General features: G+C 62.8%; 21 protein-coding genes. 10 read left to right on the top strand and 11 right to left on the bottom strand.

Annotation, left to right across the window (positions count from 1 at the left end; all coding sequences use genetic code 11):
• Position 1 precedes the first annotated feature (1 nt).
• The 8 genes from cheA to flhD form a co-directional block, all read right to left on the bottom strand.
• A complete protein-coding gene (gene cheA / locus LMJ30_RS12900; RefSeq protein ID WP_229432742.1) occupies positions 2–2,167 on the bottom strand; it encodes a chemotaxis protein CheA in 2,166 nt (721 codons plus the stop codon).
• Between the two features lie 54 nt (positions 2,168–2,221).
• Positions 2,222–2,587, bottom strand: coding sequence for a response regulator (locus LMJ30_RS12895; RefSeq protein WP_229432741.1), 366 nt, complete (start codon positions 2,585–2,587; stop codon positions 2,222–2,224).
• Positions 2,588–2,652: 65 nt separating this feature from the next.
• A complete protein-coding gene (locus LMJ30_RS12890) occupies positions 2,653–3,201 on the bottom strand; it encodes a chemotaxis protein (RefSeq protein WP_229432740.1) in 549 nt (182 codons plus the stop codon).
• 28 nt (positions 3,202–3,229) lie between these two features.
• Positions 3,230–4,162, bottom strand: a complete 933-nt coding sequence (gene motB, locus LMJ30_RS12885) for a flagellar motor protein MotB (protein ID WP_229432739.1) — start codon at positions 4,160–4,162, stop codon at positions 3,230–3,232.
• A gap of 56 nt (positions 4,163–4,218) precedes the next feature.
• Complete coding sequence (gene motA, locus LMJ30_RS12880) at positions 4,219–5,079, bottom strand: flagellar motor stator protein MotA (RefSeq protein ID WP_229432738.1); 861 nt, start codon at positions 5,077–5,079, stop codon at positions 4,219–4,221.
• Between the two features lie 156 nt (positions 5,080–5,235).
• The gene (locus tag LMJ30_RS12875) at positions 5,236–6,006 is read right to left on the bottom strand and encodes a class I SAM-dependent methyltransferase (RefSeq protein ID WP_229432737.1); all 771 of its coding nucleotides are present in this window, start codon (positions 6,004–6,006) and stop codon (positions 5,236–5,238) included.
• A 37-nt stretch (positions 6,007–6,043) separates the two neighbouring features.
• Entirely contained in the window at positions 6,044–6,592 is a 549-nt protein-coding gene (gene flhC, locus LMJ30_RS12870; protein WP_229432736.1) for a flagellar transcriptional regulator FlhC, read from the bottom strand.
• A 36-nt stretch (positions 6,593–6,628) separates the two neighbouring features.
• A complete protein-coding gene (gene flhD, locus LMJ30_RS12865; RefSeq protein ID WP_169463426.1) occupies positions 6,629–6,946 on the bottom strand; it encodes a flagellar transcriptional regulator FlhD in 318 nt (105 codons plus the stop codon).
• A 647-nt stretch (positions 6,947–7,593) separates the two neighbouring features.
• Here flhD and kynU point away from each other — a divergent pair.
• On the top strand, positions 7,594–8,841 hold the full coding sequence (gene kynU / locus LMJ30_RS12860) for a kynureninase (RefSeq protein WP_229432735.1): 1,248 nt from the start codon (positions 7,594–7,596) through the stop codon (positions 8,839–8,841).
• Between the two features lie 23 nt (positions 8,842–8,864).
• Positions 8,865–9,710: a tryptophan 2,3-dioxygenase gene (kynA, locus tag LMJ30_RS12855; protein WP_229432734.1), complete on the top strand. Its 846-nt coding sequence runs from the start codon at positions 8,865–8,867 to the stop codon at positions 9,708–9,710.
• A 6-nt stretch (positions 9,711–9,716) separates the two neighbouring features.
• Here kynA and LMJ30_RS12850 read toward each other — a convergent pair whose 3' ends face one another.
• Positions 9,717–10,586: a hypothetical protein gene (locus LMJ30_RS12850; protein ID WP_267869627.1), complete on the bottom strand. Its 870-nt coding sequence runs from the start codon at positions 10,584–10,586 to the stop codon at positions 9,717–9,719.
• Positions 10,587–10,712: 126 nt separating this feature from the next.
• Between LMJ30_RS12850 and LMJ30_RS12845 the strand changes: the two genes are divergently transcribed.
• Positions 10,713–11,252 carry an RBBP9/YdeN family alpha/beta hydrolase gene (locus LMJ30_RS12845; RefSeq protein WP_229432732.1) on the top strand — a complete coding sequence of 180 codons (540 nt, stop codon included), beginning with the start codon at positions 10,713–10,715 and terminating at the stop codon, positions 11,250–11,252.
• An 89-nt stretch (positions 11,253–11,341) separates the two neighbouring features.
• Here the strand turns inward: LMJ30_RS12845 and htpG are convergent, their stop codons facing one another.
• Positions 11,342–13,261, bottom strand: coding sequence for a molecular chaperone HtpG (gene htpG / locus LMJ30_RS12840; RefSeq protein ID WP_229432731.1), 1,920 nt, complete (start codon positions 13,259–13,261; stop codon positions 11,342–11,344).
• A gap of 222 nt (positions 13,262–13,483) precedes the next feature.
• Here htpG and LMJ30_RS12835 point away from each other — a divergent pair, with 222 nt between their 5' ends.
• The 7 genes from LMJ30_RS12835 (at position 13,484) to LMJ30_RS12805 (ending at position 21,354) form a co-directional block, all read left to right on the top strand.
• Positions 13,484–14,248 carry a PEP-CTERM sorting domain-containing protein gene (locus tag LMJ30_RS12835; RefSeq protein ID WP_229432730.1) on the top strand — a complete coding sequence of 255 codons (765 nt, stop codon included), beginning with the start codon at positions 13,484–13,486 and terminating at the stop codon, positions 14,246–14,248.
• A gap of 142 nt (positions 14,249–14,390) precedes the next feature.
• Positions 14,391–14,855: a RidA family protein gene (locus tag LMJ30_RS12830; protein WP_229432729.1), complete on the top strand. Its 465-nt coding sequence runs from the start codon at positions 14,391–14,393 to the stop codon at positions 14,853–14,855.
• A 106-nt stretch (positions 14,856–14,961) separates the two neighbouring features.
• The gene (locus LMJ30_RS12825; protein WP_229432728.1) at positions 14,962–16,155 is read left to right on the top strand and encodes an aminotransferase-like domain-containing protein; all 1,194 of its coding nucleotides are present in this window, start codon (positions 14,962–14,964) and stop codon (positions 16,153–16,155) included.
• A 230-nt stretch (positions 16,156–16,385) separates the two neighbouring features.
• Positions 16,386–17,747 carry a diguanylate cyclase domain-containing protein gene (locus LMJ30_RS12820; protein ID WP_229432727.1) on the top strand — a complete coding sequence of 454 codons (1,362 nt, stop codon included), beginning with the start codon at positions 16,386–16,388 and terminating at the stop codon, positions 17,745–17,747.
• A gap of 99 nt (positions 17,748–17,846) precedes the next feature.
• A complete protein-coding gene (gene dapC, locus LMJ30_RS12815) occupies positions 17,847–19,055 on the top strand; it encodes a succinyldiaminopimelate transaminase (RefSeq protein ID WP_229432726.1) in 1,209 nt (402 codons plus the stop codon).
• Positions 19,056–19,076: 21 nt separating this feature from the next.
• Positions 19,077–19,904 carry a 2,3,4,5-tetrahydropyridine-2,6-dicarboxylate N-succinyltransferase gene (gene dapD, locus LMJ30_RS12810; RefSeq protein ID WP_229432725.1) on the top strand — a complete coding sequence of 276 codons (828 nt, stop codon included), beginning with the start codon at positions 19,077–19,079 and terminating at the stop codon, positions 19,902–19,904.
• Between the two features lie 307 nt (positions 19,905–20,211).
• Positions 20,212–21,354 (top strand): PilT/PilU family type 4a pilus ATPase, encoded by a 1,143-nt coding sequence (locus LMJ30_RS12805; protein ID WP_229432724.1) that lies wholly within the window; start codon positions 20,212–20,214, stop codon positions 21,352–21,354.
• Here LMJ30_RS12805 and LMJ30_RS12800 read toward each other — a convergent pair.
• A complete protein-coding gene (locus LMJ30_RS12800) occupies positions 21,351–21,797 on the bottom strand; it encodes a hypothetical protein (RefSeq protein WP_229432723.1) in 447 nt (148 codons plus the stop codon). The genes LMJ30_RS12805 and LMJ30_RS12800 overlap by 4 nt on opposite strands.
• Positions 21,798–21,924: the final 127 nt, after the last annotated feature.

Raw genomic sequence — 21,924 nt, 5'->3', positions numbered from 1 at the left:
ATTAAGAGAAAATGGTGTCGTCGGCCAGCTGGCGCGACGAGCGGATCAGCGCCGAGACATCGAGGATCAGCGACACGCCGCCGTCGCCCAAAATGGTGGCGCCGGAAATGCCGGTCACCTTGCGGTAGTTCGATTCAAGGTTCTTGACCACGACCTGCTGCTGGCCGACCAGGTCGTCCACGAACAGCGCCGCCTTGCGTCCTTCGGACTCGAGGATGACGACGATGCCCTCGCACGGATTGGTAAAGCGCGGCGCAATGTCAAACATCTGGTACAGCGGGATCAACGGCAGGTACTCGCCGCGCACCTTGATCACGCGCCCGCGCCCGGCGATCTCCTTGATGTCGTCCTGCGCAGGCTGCAGCGATTCGACCACGAAGCCGAGCGGCAGGATGTAGACTTCCTCGCCGCAGCGGATCGACATGCCGTCCAAAATCGCCAGCGTCAACGGCAGCGAGATCGAGATCGTGGTGCCGAAGCCGCGCGCCGAGCGGATGTCGACGCTGCCGCCCATCGCGGCGATATTGCGCTTGACGACATCCATGCCGACCCCGCGGCCGGAGACGTCGGTCACCGCTTCGGCGGTCGAGAAACCGGGCGCGAAAATCAGCTGCCAGACTTCGGAGTCGCTCATGGCGTCGGACACGGCCAGGCCGTTCTCGGCGGCCTTGGCCAGGATCCGTTCGCGGTTCAGGCCACCGCCGTCGTCCGCTACTTCAATCATGATATTGCCGCCCTGGTGGGCAGCCGACAGGAACAGGCGCCCGGTGTCGGTCTTGCCTGCGGCGCGGCGCACTTCCGGCATTTCGATGCCGTGGTCGATGCTGTTGCGCACCAGGTGGGTCAGCGGGTCGACGATCCGTTCGATCAGGCCCTTGTCCAGCTCCGTGGCGGCGCCATTGGTGATGAAGTCGACCTTCTTGCCAAGCTTGCCGGCCAGGTCGCGCACCATGCGCGGGAAGCGCGAGAACACGAAGTCCATCGGCATCATCCGGATCGACATCACCGCTTCCTGCAGGTCGCGGGTGTTGCGGGTCAGCTGGCTGACAGAGTTCAGCAGGCGCTCGTGCACCATCGGGTCGAGCGAATCGCTGCGCTGCTCGATCATCGCCTGGGTGATCACCAGTTCGCCGATCAGGTTGATCAGCTGGTCGACCTTTTCGATCGACACGCGGATCGACGAGGATTCGGCGCCATGCGCTACCGCCTTGTCGTCCTTCTTTACCACTTGCTTCTTCTCGGCGGCAGCCTCCGGGTCGGCGCCCTCGCCGGCTGCCTGCACCGCCCTGGCGGCGCTGTTGGCCGAGGCGGCGGCGCGAATCTGCTCGATCGGCTGGAAGAAGCCGTAACCGCGTTCGTCGTCGCTCAGCTCCGGACCGGCCGCTTCAGGCGCTTCGTCCATGTCGAAGAAACCGTAGCCCTGGTCTTGCTCGACCTTGGCGCGCGCGGCGTCTTCGATCGCGCGTTGCTCCGGCGTGAGCGCCGGCGCTTCAAAAATCTTCAGGTCGTCCGGGTCCAGCACGAATGAACAAATGGCGATGATGTCATCCAGGCTTTCGTGCGTGGTCACCATGATCGCCGTGCAGCCGCCGGCAAGCGGCGCCACCGATACGCGGCCCATCAGGCCGACTTCCGCCACCAGCGCATCGACGTCGCGCTGCTCGACCTTCGGCAGCTCGATGCGGAAGCGGCGCGCGCCATCGCCCACCGCCGACCTGGTGGCCGCGGTGGCGACCGCGAACGAAGCGACGACAGAGCCCGACGCGGCAACTGCCACGTCACCCTGCGACAGCTCCTGCAGCATCATGCGCACGTTGGCAACCGCGTCCTGATCGACCGCCGCGCCATTGCGGTGGCCGTCCAGCTGCATCTTGAGGATGTCCTTGGCCTGCAGGAATGCATCGACGTGCTCGGCGGTGAGCGGCATTTCGCCCTTGCGGATGCGGTCCAGCAGCGACTCAAGTATGTGCGTCACTTCGGTTATGTCGTTCAGGCCGAACGTCGACGCGCCGCCCTTGACCGAGTGGGCCGTGCGGAATACCGCATTCAGGTCCTCGGCGTCGGGCGCGTCGATATCGACGGCCAGCAGCAGGCGTTCCATTTCAGCCAGCAGCTCCTCGGCTTCATCGAAGAAGACCTGGAAAAACTGACTAATATCGATGGTCATGATGGAACTCCATGAATTTCGCGATGCATCATTGCTCGTGCTCCCAGCCTTTGATCAGCCGATGACTTTTTTGACGACTTCAATCAGGCGTTGCGGATCGAACGGCTTGACCAGCCAGCCGTTGGCGCCGGCCGCGCGGCCCTTGGACTTCATCTCGTCGGACGACTCGGTGGTCAGCATCAGGATCGGGGTCTTCTGGTACTCAGGCAGCTCGCGCAGCAGCTTGATCAGCGCGAGGCCGTCCATGCGCGGCATGTTCTGGTCGGTCAGGACCAGGTCGACGGTCTGCAGCTTTGCCTTTTCCAGGCCGTCCTGGCCATCGACCGCCTCGACTACGTTGTAGCCAGCGGCCTTCAGGCTGAAGGCGACCATCTGGCGCAGCGAACTGGAATCGTCGACTGCGAGAATTGTTTTTGCCATCTTTGTGCTCCTGCTTTTTTTAAAGTCAAGGCGCTGTGCGCCCTGCGGTGGTTAAACGTACGGGACTAGAACAGCTCAATGTCGCCGCTTTCCAGATGCTGCTGATTGACTGCTTTCCTTAAGGCGCTGCGCAGCTCGAGCGACTGGATCGCGAGCGCCATGCTGACCTTGCCGAGCAGGTCGACGATTTCCTCGCTGCCGGTCTCGGGCAGGATATGTTCGCCATGGGCGCCGACGGTGTCGAGGAATTCGCGCAGCCCGGTCACGCGCTTGAGCGTGCGGTCGAGCAGCTGGCTGGTCATGTCCTGGAACTGCATGCTGGTGATCGCGGCATTCACATGCAGCCCGATCTCGCCCGACATGCCGCCCAGCCGTTCGCTGTCCTCGGCGCTCGGGGTCTCGCCCGCCAGCAGCCGGTTGATGGTGCCCTGGCGGTCGCCCACCGCGGTGTGGATCGCCATGAAGCTGGTGGTCAGCTTTTCGATCGCCTCCTCCAGCAGCAGCTCGGTCTGGCGCAGGTCGGTTTCAACCTCGGTCAGGTGGCGGCGGCCGTGATCGGACACGCCCGACAGCAGGCGCTTGACATGCGATCCGAGGATTTTTTTTCTTGCCATTGACTTCTCCAGTTCCCTATCCCGACCGTCATTGCGCTGCGCGGGGCGCCGGCGCTGCCGCGGCCAGCGCCCCCGCTTCAGTCTCGACTTCGATCGAGGCGCTGTCGCGCATGACGGCTTCTTCTGTTTTCTTGTTCATGACGATGATGCTGATGCGCCGGTTGATCGGGTTGAACGGATCGAGCTTGTCGAGGTGGGCGGCCGAGGCCAGTCCCACCACGCGCAGGATCTTGTCATCCGACAGGCCGCCCATCACCAGCTCGCGCCGCGAGGCGTTGGCGCGGTCGGCCGACAGTTCCCAGTTGCTGTAGCCGGCGTCGCTCATGTAGGGCGTCGAATCGGTGTGGCCCGACAGGCCGACCTTGTTGGGCACTTCGTTGAGCACGATGGCGATCACGTGCAAAATCTCGCGGGTGTACGGCTGCAGCTCGGCCTTGGCCAGCTCGAACATCGGCCGGTGCTTTTCGTCGACCACCTGGATGCGCAGGCCTTCGCTGGTGATGTCGAGCAACAGCTGATTCTTGTATTTCTTGAGCAGCGGGTTGGCTTCGATGGTCGCCTCGATCTTGCCCTTGAGCTTGCGCAGGCGTACCGCTTCCTCGCGCTCGAGCACGGCCTTGGCCGCTTTCAGGTCGTAGGTCTTCTTTTCCGGGATGGTCTCGCCCTTCTTGACCTGGCCGGTGCGGCGGGTCATGTCGGTGCCGCCGCCCTGGATCACCGACGAGCTGTCGCCGCTGCCGGAGCCGCCCGACATCGCCACCTTCAGCGGGGTCTGGAAGTATTCGGAGATGCCGTTGAGGTCGCCCTTGGTGGTCGAGCCCAGCAGCCACATCAGCAGGAAGAAGGCCATCATCGCCGTCACGAAGTCGGCGTAGGCGATCTTCCACGCGCCGCCATGGTGGCCGCCCGCGGTTTTCTTGATGCGCTTGACGATAATCGGGCGCAGGCCTTCATCCGCCATAAGGGCTCCGGGTGGTGTTAGTTACACTTGGCATGGTCGGTATCGCGAATCGACGCTTACTTCGTCTTCGACTTCTTGATGTGGTCTTCCAGCTCGGCAAAGGTCGGACGTTCGGTCGAGTACAACACCTTGCGGCCGAATTCGACCGCCAGCGCCGGCGCGTAGCCGTTCAGGCTTGCCAACAGCGTCACCTTGACGCACTGGAACATCTTGGCGTCTTCTTCCAGCTTCTGCTCAAGCAGGCCAGCGAGCGGGGTGACAAAGCCGTACGCCAGCAAAATGCCGAGGAAGGTACCGACCAGCGCCTTGGCGATCAGGATGCCCAGTTCGGCCGGAGGGATGCCCACCGATTCCATCGTGTGGACCACGCCCATCACCGCCGCGACGATACCGAAGGCCGGCAGGCCGTCGCCGATCTTGGCGATCACGTGGTGCGGCACCGCGCCTTCATGGTGGTGGGTCTCGATCTCGTTGTCCATCAGGTTTTCGATCTGGAAGGCGTCCATGTTCCCCGACACCATCAGGCGCAGGTAGTCGGTCATGAATTCGACGATATGGTGGTCGGCCAGCACGCCCGGGTATTTCGAGAACAGCGGGCTCTCTTCCGGGCTGTCGATGTCGCTTTCGATCGACATCAGGCCTTCCTTGCGCACTTTCGACAGCACGTCGAACAGCAGGGACATCAGCTCCATGTACAGGGCCTTGGTGTGGCGCGACCCCTTGAACACGGTCGGCAGCGCCTTCATCGTCGCCTTGATCGCCTTGCCATTGTTGCCAACAAAGAAAGCGCCAACGGCGGCGCCGCCGATCATCAACAGCTCGATCGGCTGGAACAGCGAGGCAAGATGGCCTCCCGCCAGGGCGAAGCCGCCAAACACCGATCCGAGGACGATGACGTATCCGATAATGACTAACAACAGGTACTCCCGAGGTGGATTTTTTGTTCTGGAAGATGCGATGGGGCGTGAAGCGGGTCAGCGTGACGCGGTCAGCATTCAACTCAATTATTTACGTACGGAATCACAATAACTTGAGAATGACCACCGGGCAAGTAAAAAGGCCCGGTTTGTCTCTTAAAAGTGCCATACGAAAACATTTGGCCCACGGCCAATTGGCGTAATGGTAAGGTCCGGCGCTTTTTCAGTTATCAAAAATTCATAACTGACCAGCATCGCGCCCGGCCGCATCTCCGCGCTGGCCTTGCGCCACAGCGCGCCCATTGCCGCCGGGGACAGGTAGGCGAACACCAGGTCGTAATCGCCGAAGTCGAGCTGTTCGTAGTCGCCGCGGATGAAATGGGCGCTGCTGCCGAGCGCGGCGGCGCGGATGCGGCTGGCCAGCCATGGCAGCGGGGCCAGCTCGATGCCCGTGAAGCGCGACTCCGGACGGCGCCGCGCCATGTCCAGCACCAGGCCACCCAGGCCGCTGCCGATGTCGATCATCGACACCGCGCGGCCCTTGGGCAGCAAGGCGGCGACCTCGTCCCAGGCGCGCTTGCCCGACGGGTAATACGGCACCTGGGTGCGGAAGGTGGACCAATACAAAGTGAGCAAAAAGACAAAAGCCGCGAGGAACAGCAGCGGCGGCAGCTCCAGCATCAAGGCGCCGTACAGCGCCAGCGGGAAGGCGAACTGGATTGCGCACCACCAGCGCGCCAGCCCGCGCCACCACGTCAGGGCGGCGGCCAGCAGGCCATGGACGAAGGCGGCGCCCAGGTAGGACACCGGGACGCCGGCGCGCGCCAGCAGCCAGATTACCGCCAGCGCGGGCGCGAAGGCGCCGGCCTGGATCAAGAGCGCCTGCAGCGCGGGAGTGCGCCAGATGCGCAAAAGGGCAAGGCTCATGCCCTGCCCTTCGGCTGGAATGCGGAAATAAGGGAGATCACGCGGCCAGCAGCGCCTCGGCTTCGCGGGACTTCTTGGTCTTGCCGGCGCGCGAAGGCATATGGCACAGGCCGCACAAGTAACCCTGGTTCAGGTCGAGGCAGTTGACGACAAACTTGCCCTGGCATTTGTCGCAAGGGGCGACGGCCAGCATCTTGCTCTGGAAGAAACGCACCAGGGTCCAGGCGCGGGTCAGCGACAGGACTGGCTCGGCGCCGGCTTCCGGCGGCATTTGTTCGAGGTACAGCTTGTAGGCCTTCATCACCGCCTGGATGCCGGTGGCGCCGGCGTGTTCAACCAGGAATTTGTGGATGTTGATGAACAGCGAGGAATGGATGTTCGGCTGCCAGGTCAGGAACCAGTCTGCCGAAAATGGCAGCATACCCTTCGGCGGCGATACACCCTTGAGTTCTTTATACAGCTTGAGCAGGCGCTCACGGGACAGCGAGACTTCGGTTTCGAGCAACTGGAGGCGGGCGCCGAGCTGGATCAGTTCGATCGCAAGCTGGATTTCCTGGGCTTCGGACACAACGCTTTTCTTGGTCATTACTCTACTCCCTGATTTACTGGCGACGACAATAACTTAGGCGATTTCTTCGACTGGCTGGCCGGCCATCAGGATGGCGGCGTGCGACTGGGCCAGCGAACGGTCCTTATTGTAGTTAGTCAGCATCGACAGGATGGCGCCGTCGTCGAAGCGGAAGCGGGCCAGCATCATGTTGCCGCCAGCGAGCTTGAGGATCTGGGCGTTGCTCATCGCTTCGATCAGGTCGGCGATTTCAGCGGAGATGCCGAGACGGAAGATGGCGGTGACCTTGTCCGCACGGATCATCTGCTGCGCGAGCATCAGGTAGCTCAGGTTTGCATCACGAATTTCCGCCATCATGTCGTTCGCCGTCATTTCCATCTCCTTGAATCCGATTTTCCGTGGTCCGCTGTGCGAACCGCCGTGTTTGTATTGCCGATGAGATAGATTCTGGACTCACGGCAACAAATCGTGAATAGGTGGGAGCCTGTATTTTGGGTGAGGGAATGACGAAGTCGATCCGTAGGTGTTCGTCTGACAGACGCCCTCGAATCGTGGTCGCGCCCCTATGAAACAGGGGCGGAAAGATGGGTTGCTTGACGGCCTGGAAGCTGCACTTTGCGGCGCGGACTTTTCGTCGTCTTGTACCGTTTACGTCAAACTTTTTTAGAACTTTAGGGTCAACCTGAACTTTTTTTGATATTTCTTAAAAAACTTCTGGCGCCCCGTGTCTGAGTCATTAACGTCAGCAATTCTGGGAACTTTAGGGTCTTGAGCAAATATTTTTGAAATTTCTTCAAAAAACCTGCGGAGTCCCGGTCGTCTGAACCTGTTACGGCTGAGTTTGGCCAAACTTGAGGGTCAAGCCGACATTTATTTCATTTTCTTACATTTGTTCTGGGAATTTGACAATTGCGATACGGAACCCGCATGAATCGTACTGGAATGGGTATCACTTTGCTGGCGATGACGAGGCGTTTCTTGATACACTCGCTCCACTTTGCATTTGAACAAGGCGATCCATGATCACCAAGCAAGACTGCGTCGCCCGCGACGCCCAAGACGCCCTCGCCCCGCTGCGCGAGCAGTTCGACCTGCCAGACGGCGTGATCTATTTAGACGGCAATTCGCTGGGCGCCCGGCCGAAGGCGGCGCTGGCCCGCGCGCAGGAAGTGATCGCCCGCGAATGGGGCCACGACCTGATCCGCAGCTGGAACAGCGCCGGCTGGTTCGACATGCCGCGCCGCCTCGGCGACCGTCTCGCCCCCCTCATTGGCGGCAAGGCCGGCGAAGTCGTGGTCACCGATACCACCTCGCTCAACCTGTTCAAGGCGCTGGCGGCGGCCGTGCACCTGCAGGCCCAGGGCCCGAACGCTGCCCGCAAGGTCATCGTGACAGAGCGCAGCAACTTCCCGACCGATATCTATATGGCCCAGGGCCTGGCCAGCTGGCTCGAGCGCGGCTACAGCGTGCGCCTGGTCGATTCCGTCGACGAGCTCCCGGCGGCGGTCGACGCCGACTGCGCGGTGCTGATGCTCACCCATGTTAACTACCGTACCGGCTACCAGCACGACATGGCCGCCATCACGGCGCACGCCCATGCCCAGGGGGCGGTAACCGTATGGGACCTGGCCCACTCGGCCGGCGCGGTGCCGGTCGACCTGAACGGCGCCAACGCCGACTTCGCCGTGGGCTGCACCTATAAGTACCTCAACGGCGGCCCCGGCTCCCCTGCCTTCATCTGGGTGCCGGCGCGCCACCAGGCCAGCTTCACCCAGCCTTTGTCGGGCTGGTGGGGCCATGCCGCGCCGTTTGCGATGGCGCCCGACTTCGCGCCCTGCGACGGCATCGGGCGCGCGCTGTGCGGCACCCAGCCGGTGGTGTCGCTGGCAATGGTCGAATGCGGGCTGGAGGTGTTCGAGCAGGCCGGCATGAACGCGATCCGCGCCAAGTCGCTGGCCCTGACCGACCTGTTCATCGCGCTGGTCGAACAACGCTGCGGCGCCCACCCGCTCGGCCTCGTCACCCCGCGCGAGCATGCGCGGCGCGGCAGCCAGGTCAGCTTCACCCATCCGCACGGCTATGCGGTGATGGCCGCGCTGATCGGGCGCGGCGTCATCGGCGACTACCGCGAACCTGCCATCATGCGCTTTGGCTTCACGCCGCTGTACACCAGCTTCGCCGACGTCTGGGATGCGGTCGAGATCCTGCGCGACGTGCTTGACTGCGAGGCGTACGATATCCATGCCAGCCGTGGCGCCGTCACCTGACCTGCAAACGAAAAGAACCTGCCATGTCCAATGAAGAGAAAAAGTGCCCGGTATCGTGGCACGGTGCCAAGATGGATTTCACCGAAGCGATGAGCTACGGCGACTACCTCGGGCTTGACCAGCTCCTGTCGGCCCAGCATCCGCGCTCGCCCAACCACAATGAAATGCTGTTCATCGTCCAGCACCAGACCAGTGAGCTGTGGCTCAAGCTGATGCTGCACGAAATGCAGGCGGTACGCACCAGCCTGCGCGCCAACGAGCTGCCGCCGGCCTTCAAGATGCTGGCGCGCGTGGCCCGCATCATGGACCAGCTGGTGCACGCGTGGGACGTGCTGGCCACCCTCACCCCGCCCGAATACACGGCGATCCGCCCTTACCTGGGTGCCTCGTCCGGCTTCCAGTCGCACCAGTACCGCGAGCTTGAGTTCATCCTCGGGAACAAGAACCCGTCGCTGCTGGCGGTGCACACCAAGGCCACCCAGGCCTACGAGGTGCTGGAACGCGAGCTGCACGCCCCTTCCGTCTACGACGAATCGATCATGTTGCTGGCGCGCAGCGGCTTTGCCATCGCCCCTGGACGGCTCGAGCGCGACTGGACCACGCCCACCGAAGCCGATGAATCGGTCAAGGCGGCCTGGCTGGGCGTGTACCAGGACCCGGACAAGTACTGGGCCTTGTACGAGCTGGCCGAGAAGCTGGTCGACCTCGAGACGGCCTTCCGCTTCTGGCGCTTCCGCCACGTCACGACGGTCGAGCGCATCATCGGCTTCAAGACCGGCACCGGCGGCACCGCCGGCGTCAGCTACCTGCGCAAGATGCTCGACGTGGTGCTGTTCCCCGAGCTGTTTGCGCTGCGCACGGCCCTGTAACCCCACTCAGGGCACCGGGTCCAGGCGCACTGCCTGGCACGCGCCCGCCCTGCAACCGGTGCCCGCGATCTGCTGCTTTTCATTGATGGCGCGCGCATCGGTGATGGTCCAGGCCTCGGCCGGCTCGATCAGGGTTTCGATGGCGACCATTTTGCCCATCTGCCAGAGAAAACCCTGGTTGGATCCGGCGCCCGACGCAAAACCAACCACCTGGTTGCGGTTATTGATGTCGTAGGCCACCGCGTAGCCACCGCCGAGGTGTCCAATATCCAGCATGACGCCCTTGAACCAGATGAACGCGTTCCGGTCATGGAAACCGGTGCCGGTTTCGGCAGTGCCCACGACCTTGCCGTGGTCATTGATGCCGAAAGCCTCGCTGACGTGGCCGCCGAAGGTGCCGATGTCGACCAGGGCGTTCCCCTTGGTGACGAATCCGTGTATGGGCGGCTCGGGCTGGCCGAATTCGCCTACGCTCGAGGTTCCGGCAACCGCTTCATGCGCATTGATCGCGTGGCCAAAACTATACAGCTCTATTGTCGAGGGCAAGGTGCCGAGGTTTTGCATCACGCCGCCGGATAAGCGGAAAGCACGCGGACTGCCATCGGCAATTCCCGCATAGCCGGTGATGTCGCCGTCGTTGTTGATCGCCCTCGCGCCAGCTGCCGGGCCGCCGAGCGTACCGAGGTCATTCATCATGCCGCCACTGTAGGCGAACGCGCGGCGCACGCTGGCCGCGTTGTCCGCCTCCCCGACCACCACGCCGGAATCGTTGATTCCCCATGCGATGCTGTCTGGTCCGCCGAAATCGCCAATGCCGACGATCGATTGGTCAACGCAACATTGTTTTATAGAAATTCTGACAACATCGCAGTTCAAGAATAGGCAAGCTCATCCGGGGCACCCTGCGCGGTCTCAGACATACCGCGAACGCCGCAACGCTACGCTGCGTTTCGGGATTGCCACGTACAATGGCCTTGACGACACCGAAACTGCGGAGGTTGCATGGAATGCGATGTGCTCATCCTTGCCGGGCTCTGGAACTCCGGGCCCGACCACTGGCAAACCCACTGGGAGCGCAAGCATCCCGAGTGGAAGCGCGCGCCGCACCGCGACTGGAACAACCCCGAATGCGACGAATGGGTGGCCGAGGTGGACGCTGCCATCGCCGGCTGCGAGGGGGCGCCGATATTAGTGGCGCACAGCCTGGGATGCGTGACGGTCGCCAAATGGGCGGCTTCGGGCTCACCCTTGAACATCGCCGGGGCTTTTTTGGTCGCGCCGAGCGATGTCGACGCGCCGAGCTACCCGGCAGAAGCGCAGGGGTTCCAGCCGATGCCGATGGAGAAGCTGCCGTTCCCGAGCATCGTGGTCGCCAGCTCAAACGATCAATACGTGACGCTGGAACGCGCGCGCGCATTTGCCGCTGCGTGGGGCAGCAAGTTTGTCGAGATCGGTGAAGCGGGACATATCAACGGCGCCAGCGGATACGGCGAGTGGCCCGAGGGTGAGCGGATGTTGATGGAGTTTTGCGGGCAGATATAACCGTCGTTCCCGCGCAAGCGGGAAACCCAGACGTCGCGAAAGTTCCTGGCTCAGTATGAATTCCCGCCTGCGCGGGAACGACGGGAGTTTTAGTTGCTGGTCGCCAGCAGCATTTCGTTCAAGCGCTTCACAAACGACGCCGGATCGGACAGCGAACCGCCTTCAGCCAGCATCGCCTGGTCGAACATGATGTGCGACCAGTCCGCGAACCGGCTGCTGTCCGCGTCTTCATGCTTCAGGCGCGTCACCAACGGGTGGTTCGGGTTGATCTCGAGGATAGGCTTCGATTCAGGCGCGTTCTGGCCTGCCGCCTTCAGCATGCGCAGCAGGTTCCCCGACAGCTCGTTCTCGTCCGCCACCAGGCAGGCCGGCGAGTCGGTCAGGCGGAAGGTCACCCGCACATCCTTGGCCTTGTCGCCCAGCGCCGCCTTCATCTTCTCGACCAGCTCCTTGTACGAGTTCTCGGTCTCTTCATGTTCCTTCTTCTCGGCTTCATCTTCCAGGCCGCCCAGGTCGAGGCCGCCCTTCGCCACCGACACCAGCTCCTTGCCTTCGAACTCGGTCAGGAACGACAGCATCCACTCGTCCACGCGGTCGGTCAGCAGCAGCACTTCGACGCCCTTCTTGCGGAAGATCTCGAGGTGCGGGCTGTTCTTGGCAGCGGTGAAGCTCTCGCCGGTGACGTAGTAGATCTTGTCCTGGCCTTCCTTCATGCGCGCGAGATAGTCGGCCAGCGAGACGGTCTGGTCGGCGTTGTCGTTGGTGGTGGAGGCAAAGCGCAGCAGCTTGGCGATGCGGTCCTTGTTGGTCGCGTCTTCGCCGATGCCTTCCTTGAGCACCTGGCCGAACTCGGTCCAGAAGGTGGTATACTTGTCCTTCTTTTCCTGCTCGTCGGCGTTAGCCAGTTCTTCCAGCATGCCCAGCACGCGCTTGGTCGAACCTTCGCGGATCACCTTCACGTCGCGCGACTCCTGCAGGATCTCGCGCGAGACGTTCAGCGGCAGGTCGTTCGAGTCGATCACGCCTTTAATGAAGCGCAGGTAGGCCGGCATCAGCTGCTCGGCGTCGTCCATGATGAAGACGCGTTTGACGTACAGCTTGATGCCGCCGCGCTTGTTGCGGTCCCACAGGTCGAACGGCGCGTGGCTCGGCACGTACAGCAGCTGGGTGTATTCGCTGCGGCCTTCGACCCGGTTATGGGTCAGGGTCAGCGGGTCCTGGAAGTCGTGCGACACGTGCTTGTAGAACTCGTTGTACTGCTCCGGCGTGATGTCGGCCTTGTTGCGGGCCCAAAGCGCGCTGGCCTGGTTGACGGTCTCGAATTCGTCCTTGACGACGGTTTCCTTCTTCTCCGCGTCCCACTCGTCCTTCTGCATCAGGATTGGCAGCGAGATGTGGTCGGAGTACTTGCGGATGATCGACTTGAGCTTCCAGCTCGAGAGCAGCTCGTCCTCGCCTTCGCGCAGGTGCAGGATGATGTCGGTGCCGCGCGAAGCTTTCTCGATCTGCTCGACGCTGTAATCGCCCTCGCCGCCCGACTCCCAGCGCACACCTTCATTGGCGTACACGCCGGCGCGGCGGGTTTCGACGGTGATCTTGTCGGCCACGATGAAGCCCGAGTAGAAGCCGACGCCGAACTGGCCGATCAGGGCCGCGTCGGCCTGCTGGTCGCCGGACAGCTTGCCGAAGAATTCCTTGGTTCCCGACTTGGCGATGGTACCGAGGTGCGAGATGACTTCGTCGCGGTTCATGCCGATGCCGTTGTCGGAGATGGTAATGGTCCGCGCCGCCTTGTCGAAGGTGACCTTGATCTTCAGTTCATGGTCGTTGCCGTACAGGGCGTCGTTATTGATCGCTTCGAAGCGCAGCTTGTCGGCCGCGTCGGAGGCATTCGAGATCAGCTCGCGCAGGAAAATTTCCTTGTTCGAGTACAGCGAGTGGATCATCAGTTGCAGCAGCTGTTTTACTTCAGCCTGGAAGCCAAGGGTCTCTTTTTCGGCAATTGCCATATTATTCCTCGTATGAAACAAGTGGGTTGAACGGATTGCAGGGATGTGGGGACGTGTTTGCTAACTTCAAGTGCAAGTCCAGGGGACAAACCAATCGAGCGCGCCGTAGCAGCGCGGCCGATGAGTTGATCACTATAGTTTCGCACACCTAAGGTGCGCCAGCCTTCTGCGGCATGCGGATAATAATCGACATATGCGCCACGGCGCACCTCGGAGGCCAGCATGAGACTGCCTGCTCCCCGCAGCGCGGCCCTGCCATTGTTGCTGCGGTTCTGCCGCTTCGCCGCAACCGCGAAATTGCGGTCCATGCAGCGCAGTTGCATGCTGCTGCTCGCGTTGCCGTTTGCTGCCTTGGCCGATCCGGTCACCGTCACAACGCATTCCACTGGCACCAGCCATACTAACGACACGGTCCTGAACACGCTTGGGTTGAACCCGTCAACGACCACGGAACCACTACCTTACGAGCTGACGCTCCGTTCGACGTTCGACAGGGATACGACGACCCCGAGGCCGGGGTTCTGGGCGTGGAACGACGCCAGCGAGGTCGTTATCGACTTTCGTATTGGAGACCAGGCCTACCACTACGATGGCACCGCCAAAAGCAACGCCAATCTCTCTGCCCAGTCAGTCAACGTGGAAGAATATGGTCACGGCGTCTGGTTCGAAACGCCTTATCTGGTTTGGGGGTTCCATCACCAGTTGCTCGGCCCGACCGGCAGCATGGGATTTGAGGCGCCGCTGGCACCGCTCTACGCCGATGACAGCGATGGCGTGCACGGTTACTTCGCCGTCAGCGTCGATCCCACAGCGCCCGAGGTGGGTTCGTTCAGTATCGAAGGACGCACTGCCACGATTTCCGTCCACGTGGCGCCGGTGCCCGAGCCGGCATCGTTTGCCCTGCTGGCGGCCGGACTGTCGATGCTGGGCCTGCTCCGGCGCAGCGGCCGCAACACACGGGTACGATGCGATGGTGCGGCACCTTGAGGGCTTCACGGCCCGGACACCACCAGATCTCTGATTGCCGGTACACATGTAACCCCAGACGAAGTCGGCAAAAGCTTAGGCAAGCGCATCGTGCCCGACGTACAATACTGCCTTGTCTATTTTTACCGAAACCGGGAACAACATGTCCGTCTACGCAAAACTCAAAGAACTGAACATCACCCTTGCCCCACCGGCCGCGCCAGCCGCCGCCTACGTCATGTACGTACAGTCGGGCAACCTGGTTTTCCTCTCGGGCCACATTGCCAAGAACGCCGACGGCTCGGTCAACGCAGGCAAGCTGGGCCAGGACGTGTCCCTGGAACAGGGCCAGGCAGCGGCGCGCTCCATCGCGATCGACCTGGTCGGCACCCTGCAGGAAGCCTGCGGCGGCGACCTGACCCGCGTCAAGCGCATCGTCAAGCTGATGAGCCTGGTTAATTCCACCCCCGATTTCACCGACCAGCACCTGGTGACCAACGGCGCCTCCGAACTGCTGGGCGAACTGTTCGGCGACGCCGGCAAGCACGCCCGTTCGGCCTTCGGCGTGGCCCAAGTGCCGCGCGGCGCCTGCGTCGAGATCGAAATGATCGTCGAAATCGCCGGCTAAGCAAGATCCGGGCGGCACTTACCCAGTGCCGCCTTTCCTGAGAACGCTTACCCAGCGTGCTCTATAATGGCCAGGCCGACCTCCGGCCCTTCCCTGTGAGACCAGCATGAAAATTGAAAATCCAAACCCGATCGAATGGCGCTTCTCGGAGCGCGCCAGCCAGCTGCAAAGCTCGTTCATCCGCGAAATCCTGAAGATCACCCAGCGCCCTGAGATCATCTCGTTCGCCGGCGGCCTGCCTTCGCCTGCCACCTTCCCGGTCGAGCACATGAAGGCAGCCTACGACAAGGTGCTGTCGACCACCGGCAAGGTGGCGCTGCAGTACGGCCCGACCGACGGTTACGCGCCCCTGCGCGAATGGATTGCCAATTCGCTGTCGACCGACAACTGCAAGATCGTGCCTGAACAGGTATTGATGACCTCCGGCTCGCAGCAGGCGCTCGACCTGCTGGGCAAGGTGCTGATCGACGAAGGCAGCCGCGTGCTGGTCGAAACCCCAAGCTACCTGGGCGCGCTGCAGGCGTTCTCGGTGTACCGCCCTGAATTCAAATCGGTCGCCACCGATGACCACGGCCTGGTGCCGTCGTCGATCGACGCGGTCGCCGAAGGTGCGCGCATGCTGTACGCGCTGCCGAACTTCCAGAACCCGACCGGCCGCAGCCTGTCGATCGAGCGCCGCGTCGAACTGGTCGAAACCTGCGCCCGCCTCGGCATCCCGCTGATCGAGGACGATCCGTATGGCTCGCTGAGCTACAAGGGCGAACCGTTCCCGAAAATGCTGAACATGAACCCGGACGGCGTCATCTACATGGGCTCCTTCTCGAAGGTGCTCACGCCAGGCATCCGCCTCGGCTACGTGGTGGCCCCGCTGCCGCTGGTGCGCCGCCTTGAGCTGGCCAAGCAGGCCGCCGACCTGCACACCGCCCAGCTGACCCAGATGGTGGTGCACGAAGTGGTCAAGGACGGCTTCCTCGAGACCCACATCCCGAGCATCCGCACGCTGTACGCGAACCAGTGCCAGGTGATGCTGGACGCGATGGCCGAGCAGTTCCCGGCCGGCGTGCAGTGGACCCGACCTGAAGGCGGCATGTTTATCTGGGTGACGCTGCCTAAGCACATCGACGCGATGGCCCTGCTGGACCAGGCGATCGCCGCCAAGGTGGCCTTCGTGCCGGGCGCGCCGTTCTATGCCAACGATCCGGAAACCAACACCCTGCGCCTGTCGTTCGTCACCGTGCCGCCGGAGCGCATCCGCGAAGGCATTGCGATCCTCGGCAAGCTGATCGCTGCACAAATGTAAGCAGTCTGGCCAGCGCCGAACGCCGGCAAATACTGCTGGTGAGCAACACATCGCTTCTTATGGTTGCGCACCTACAACAAGTCCTCCTACGGGAGGATTTGTCGTTTACACAGGGCAGAGGCGCTGCGATGTTGGCATCGGACTAACCTGTGGGAAACAATTCTTGCCTGTAGAGATAACGCAGCGTTATTATCCGATAGCTTAATTTTTCTCCCAGGCCAAGGCCAAGCATGCCGCTCCCAGCAACAATCGCCAGAGCTCCACGCCGCGACGCGGCGATCCTGATCGTCGACGACGCGCCGGCCAACCTCGGCATGCTGCGCAAGATGATGACGCAGCAGGGCTACCAGACCTTCGTCGCCAACTCCGGCGAGCGGGCGCTCAGCATTGCGCGGCGCGTCCATCCCGACCTGATCCTGCTCGACGTCGTCATGCCCGGCATGGATGGCCTGGAAACGTGCCGCCAGCTCAAGCAGCACCCAGGCACCCAGCGCATCCCGGTGATCTTCATGAGCGCGCGCTCCGAGACTGACGACGTGGTCGCCGGCTTCGACACCGGCGCGGTCGACTACATCAGCAAACCCCTGCGGATGGCCGAGGTATGCGCGCGCGTGCGCGCCCAGCTCCAGATCCGCAACACCAGCGACAGCCAGCACGAACAGGCGCAGCGCCTGCGCACCATCGTCGACAGCATGGCCGAAGGCCTGATGATCATCGAGGGCACGGGACGCATCCAGTACGCCAACCCGGCCTGCGGACGCTATCTCGGCTGCTCGCCCGAAACGCTGGAGCAAAAGACCCTGTGCGACCTGCTGGCCCCGCAGGTAGCGCAGGAATACCTCGACTACTTCGCCCGCTGTGCCAGCGAGCCCGGATTCGAACCCCAGCCGGGCGCGCGCGAAGTGGTGGTCCGCCAATGCGACGGAACCCTGCGCGCGATGGACCTGACGCTGGCGCCGATGGCCATGCACGAGACGCTGTTCATCGGCCTGCTGCATGACATCACCCACCACAAGCAGTCGGAAACCGCGCTGCAGCGCGCCGCCCTGCTCGACCCGCTGACCAAGATCGCCAACCGCCGCCACTTCGACACCTTCCTCGACATGGAATGGCAGCGCGCCATCCGCAGCGGCGAGCCGCTGTCGCTGGTGGTAATCGACGTCGACCACTTCAAGCTGTACAACGACAGCTTCGGCCACGCGGCAGGCGACCTGGCGCTGCAACAGGTCGCCGCCGTGCTGCAGGACCATGCGCCGCGCGCCACCGACCTGGCGGCCCGCTACGGCGGCGAAGAGTTCGTGCTGCTGTTCGCCGAAACCTCGCCGGCCGACGCCGCCGCGCTGGCCGAGGCCATCCGCGCCGCGGTCGAAGCGCTGCACCTGCCGCATCCGCGCTCGGCCACCTCAAGCTGGATCACCTGCAGTATCGGCGTGGCGACCATGATGCCCACCCAGCTCGACCACGTCGAAAAACTGTTCGTCGCCGCCGACCGCGCCATGTATGCAGCCAAGGAGGCGGGCCGCAACAGCGTCCGGCAGGTCGATGCCGGCAGTTCGGCCTGGGAAGCGGTCAAGGCGCTGGTGATGCGTTGAACGGAGCCGGGCCTGCAAGCGGCTCCTGTTGGCAACAAGGACAACATAACGGCGCTATAATAAAGACCGCCAATTCGCCCTATCCCAACTGGTACCGCTGTGAATCCACACCTCGACAAGCTGCATCCCTACCCGTTTGAAAAGCTGCGCCAGCTGTTCGCTGGGGTCACGCCCAACCCGGCATTGAGCCCGATCAGCCTGGGCATCGGCGAACCAAAGCATCCCACGCCCGCCTTCATCCAGAAAGCCCTGACGCACAGCGTGCAGGGACTGGCCAATTACCCAAGCACCCACGGCACCGACGCGCTGCGCGCCGCTGTCGCCAGCTGGATCGAACGCCGCTACGGCGTTGAGCTCGACGGCGCCTCCCAGGTATTGCCAGTCAACGGCTCGCGCGAGGCGCTGTTCGGCATCGCGCACTGCGTGGTCGATCCGTCCAAGCCCGGTGCGCTGGTGATGTGCCCGAACCCGTTCTACCAGATCTATGAAGGGGCGGCCTACCTGGCCGGCGCCCAGCCGTACTTTGTCAACTCCGACCCGGCGCGCAATTTCGGCTGCGACTACGGCAGCGTGCCTGACGAGGTATGGGCGCGCGTGCAGCTGATGTACATCTGCTCGCCGGGCAACCCAACCGGCGCCACGGTCTCGCTCGACGACTGGAAGCAGGTATTCGCGCTGGCCGACCGCCACGGCTTCGTCATCGCCTCCGACGAATGCTATTCCGAGATCTACCACGGCAGCGCAGCCCCGCTGGGCGCGCTCGAAGCGGCGCATGCACTCGGGCGCAGCGGCGGCGACGACCCATACGCCAACCTGATCGTCTTTTCCAGCCTGTCGAAGCGCTCCAACGTGCCCGGCATGCGCTCGGGCTTCGTGGCCGGCAGCCCGGCCATCATCAAGAAATTCCTGCTGTACCGCACCTACTGCGGCGGCGCCATGTCGCCGCCGGTGCAGGCAGCGTCGATTGCGGCGTGGGGCGATGAAGTGCACGTGGTCGAAAACCGCGCCAAGTACCGCGAAAAATTCAACCTCGTCACGCCGATGCTGAACGATGCGATCGACGTCGGCCTGCCCGACGCCGGCTTTTACCTGTGGGCCGACGTCGGCGCCAGCGGCCTGACCGACACCGAATTCGCCCAGCGCCTGTACGCCGAATATAATGTCACCGTCCTCCCGGGCAGCTACCTCGCGCGCGAAGCGCACGGCGTCAACCCGGGCCAGGGTCGGATCCGCATGGCGCTGGTCGCCGAAGTCGACGAATGCCTCGAAGCGGCCCAGCGGATCGTCCAGTTCTGCAATGCCCTATAAGTACTCACCTACCACCACACCATGACCCAACAACTCCAGACCATCATCGACACCGCCTGGGAACAGCGCGCCGACATCACCCCAGCCAACGGCAGCGCCGAACTGCGCGACGCGGTCGCCCACGTCATTGCCGGCCTTGACGACGGCACCCTGCGCGTGGCGCAAAAAACCGGCGCCGACTGGGTTGTGAACCAGTGGATCAAGAAGGCCGTGCTGCTCTCGTTCCGTCTCGAGAACAACAGCGTGATGACCAGCGACGGCACCATGCAGTTTTACGACAAGGTACCGACCAAGTTCGCCAACTACAGCGCCGACGACTTCGCGCGCGGTGGCTTCCGCGTAGTGCCGCCAGCGGTGGCGCGCCGCGGCAGCTTCATCGCCAAGAACGTCGTGCTGATGCCTTCCTACGTCAACATCGGCGCCTACGTCGATGAAGGCGCGATGGTCGACACCTGGGCCACGGTCGGCTCGTGCGCGCAGATCGGCAAGAACGTCCACCTGTCGGGCGGCGTCGGCATCGGCGGCGTGCTCGAACCGATGCAAGCCAATCCGACGATCATCGAAGACAACTGCTTCATCGGCGCGCGTTCGGAGATCGTCGAAGGCGTGATCGTCGAAGAGAACTCGGTGATTTCGATGGGCGTGTACATTGGCCAGTCGACCAAGATCTACGACCGCGCCACCGGCGAGGTAAGCTACGGCCGCGTACCGGCCGGCTCGGTCGTCGTCTCGGGCAACCTGCCATCGGAAGACGGCAAGTACAGCCTGTACTGCGCGGTGATCGTCAAGCGCGTCGACGCCAAGACCCGCGCCAAGACCGGCATCAACGAACTGCTGCGCGGCATCTAAGCCATTTCCTAAGCCGGGGGTTTGTTCCTGCGTTGCCCGAATCGGGGTCAGACCCCAATGTTCAAATAGTTTTCCGGCGATCGCCCTAACAAAATCGGGGTCAGACCCCGTTTTCAGGCAATGTTGCCGGAATTGGGGTCTGACCCCAATGTTCAAATAGTTTTCCGGCGATCGCCCTAACAAAATCGGGGTCAGACCCCGTTTTCAGGCAATGTTGCCGGAATTGGGGTCTGACCCCGATGTTCAAATAGTTACGGCTGAAATGGCCGAATAAAACTGGGGTCTGACCCCGAACCTGGAGGCGATGATGGCAATGGACCGTTTGTTTCAACTGATGAAGGAGAAGAACGCGTCGGATATGTTCTTCGCGGTAAATTCACCAGTTCATATCAAGATCAACGGCAACCTGATTCCGATTAACCAGCAGAAGCTGGAGCCGGAGAATATCGTCTCGCTGCTGGCCGAAATCGCTACCCCGGAACAGATGCGGGAGCTCGAGCGCGACAACGAACTCAATATGGGTATCTCGGTCGCCAACCTGGGCCGCTTCCGCCTGTCCGCCTTCCGCCAGCGCGGTTCGATCTCGGCGGTGTTCCGCTTTGTGCCTGCGAATATCCCTGCCCTGGGCGACCTCGGCTTGCCGCCTGTGCTGGCCGACCTGATCATGGAAAAGCGCGGCCTGCTGCTGCTGGTCGGCGCCACCGGTTCGGGCAAGTCGACCACCATCGCGTCCATGCTCGACCATCGCAACGAGCTGCGCGCAGGCCATATCCTTACGCTCGAAGATCCGATCGAGTACCTGTTCAAGAATAAGAAATCGATCGTCAACCAGCGCGAAATCGGCAGCGATGCCGAGAGCTTCCAGGTGGCGCTGCGTAATTCGATGCGCCAGGCGCCGGATTGCATCCTGATCGGCGAAATCCGCGACAAGGAAACCATGGCCGCCGCCCTCGCCTACGCGCAGTCCGGCCACCTGGTGCTGGCCACCCTGCACGCGAATAACAGCTATAACGCGCTCAACCGCATCATCAGCTTCTACCCGATCGAGAACCGGCCGGCGCTGCTGCAGGACTTGTCCTCGGCCGTGAAGGCGATCGTGTCGCAGCGCCTGGTGCGCTCTGCGGCCGGCGGCACCCGCCAGGCAGCGGTCGAAATCATGGTCAACACGCGCTACGTGTCCGACCTGATCGAGAAAGGCGAGATCGGCCAGATCAAGGAAGCGATGGACAAGAGCCTGTCGCCCGGCTCGCAGTCGTTCGAGACCGCCCTGCTCCAGCTGGTGCAGAGCGGCCTGGTGACGCAGGACGAGGCGCTGGCCAACGCGGACTCCGCCACCAACCTGCTTTGGCTGCTCAACAATGGCCCTGACAGCAAGGGCCCCGACGCCGCGCCGGAGACCAAGCCCGCCGACGACGCCCCCTCCTTCACCGAGTTCACCCTCAACAGCTAAGTCGGGCCACCCTGCCCCCTCAGCTGCCCGGTTGATGGCGAGCCGCCGCGCGTCACCCATACGTAGGTGCTGAACGGTACCGGGGTAAAGTCCAGCCGCAGCGAGCGGTCGCGCGTCACGAACGCAATCGACCCGACCGGCATGATCTCCACCTTTCCGGTGCTGGGCATGCTGGCAAAGTAGCGCCTGCCCTCGCGGCTGATCTTCAGCGTTTCGCCGTTCGACAGCGGATAGGCGCCGTACACCTCCAGCATCTCGTGCGACGCCAGGTAGTAGTTATCGCGCTCGCGCCGCGCATCGCTGCTGGGCCGCAGCGCAGGCCCTGCGCGGCTCGGCAGCGGCTGCATGATGGCGCCGCCAGTCTGCATGCCCATCTGTGCCAGCGCCGCGCCGGCGTCCAGCGCCAGCAGGCCGGCCAGCGCCGCGTGAATTAAGACTCGCATGATTCCCTCCTGCGTGGTAAGGAAGCGGGCGCTCGGCCCCATGCTCGTTTGACCAGCGCTGCGATGGCCAGTTCAAGAGAAACGACAATCCGGGCAGACTGTTTAGTGCATATGTTATGCTCCCGCC

The sequence above is a fragment of the Massilia agrisoli genome, assembly GCF_020831365.1.
GTDB classification, from domain to species: Bacteria; Pseudomonadota; Gammaproteobacteria; order Burkholderiales; family Burkholderiaceae_D; genus Telluria_A; species Telluria_A agrisoli.
Note: the sequence above shows the minus strand (reverse complement) of the source record. Positions and strands in the feature narration are given on the sequence as shown.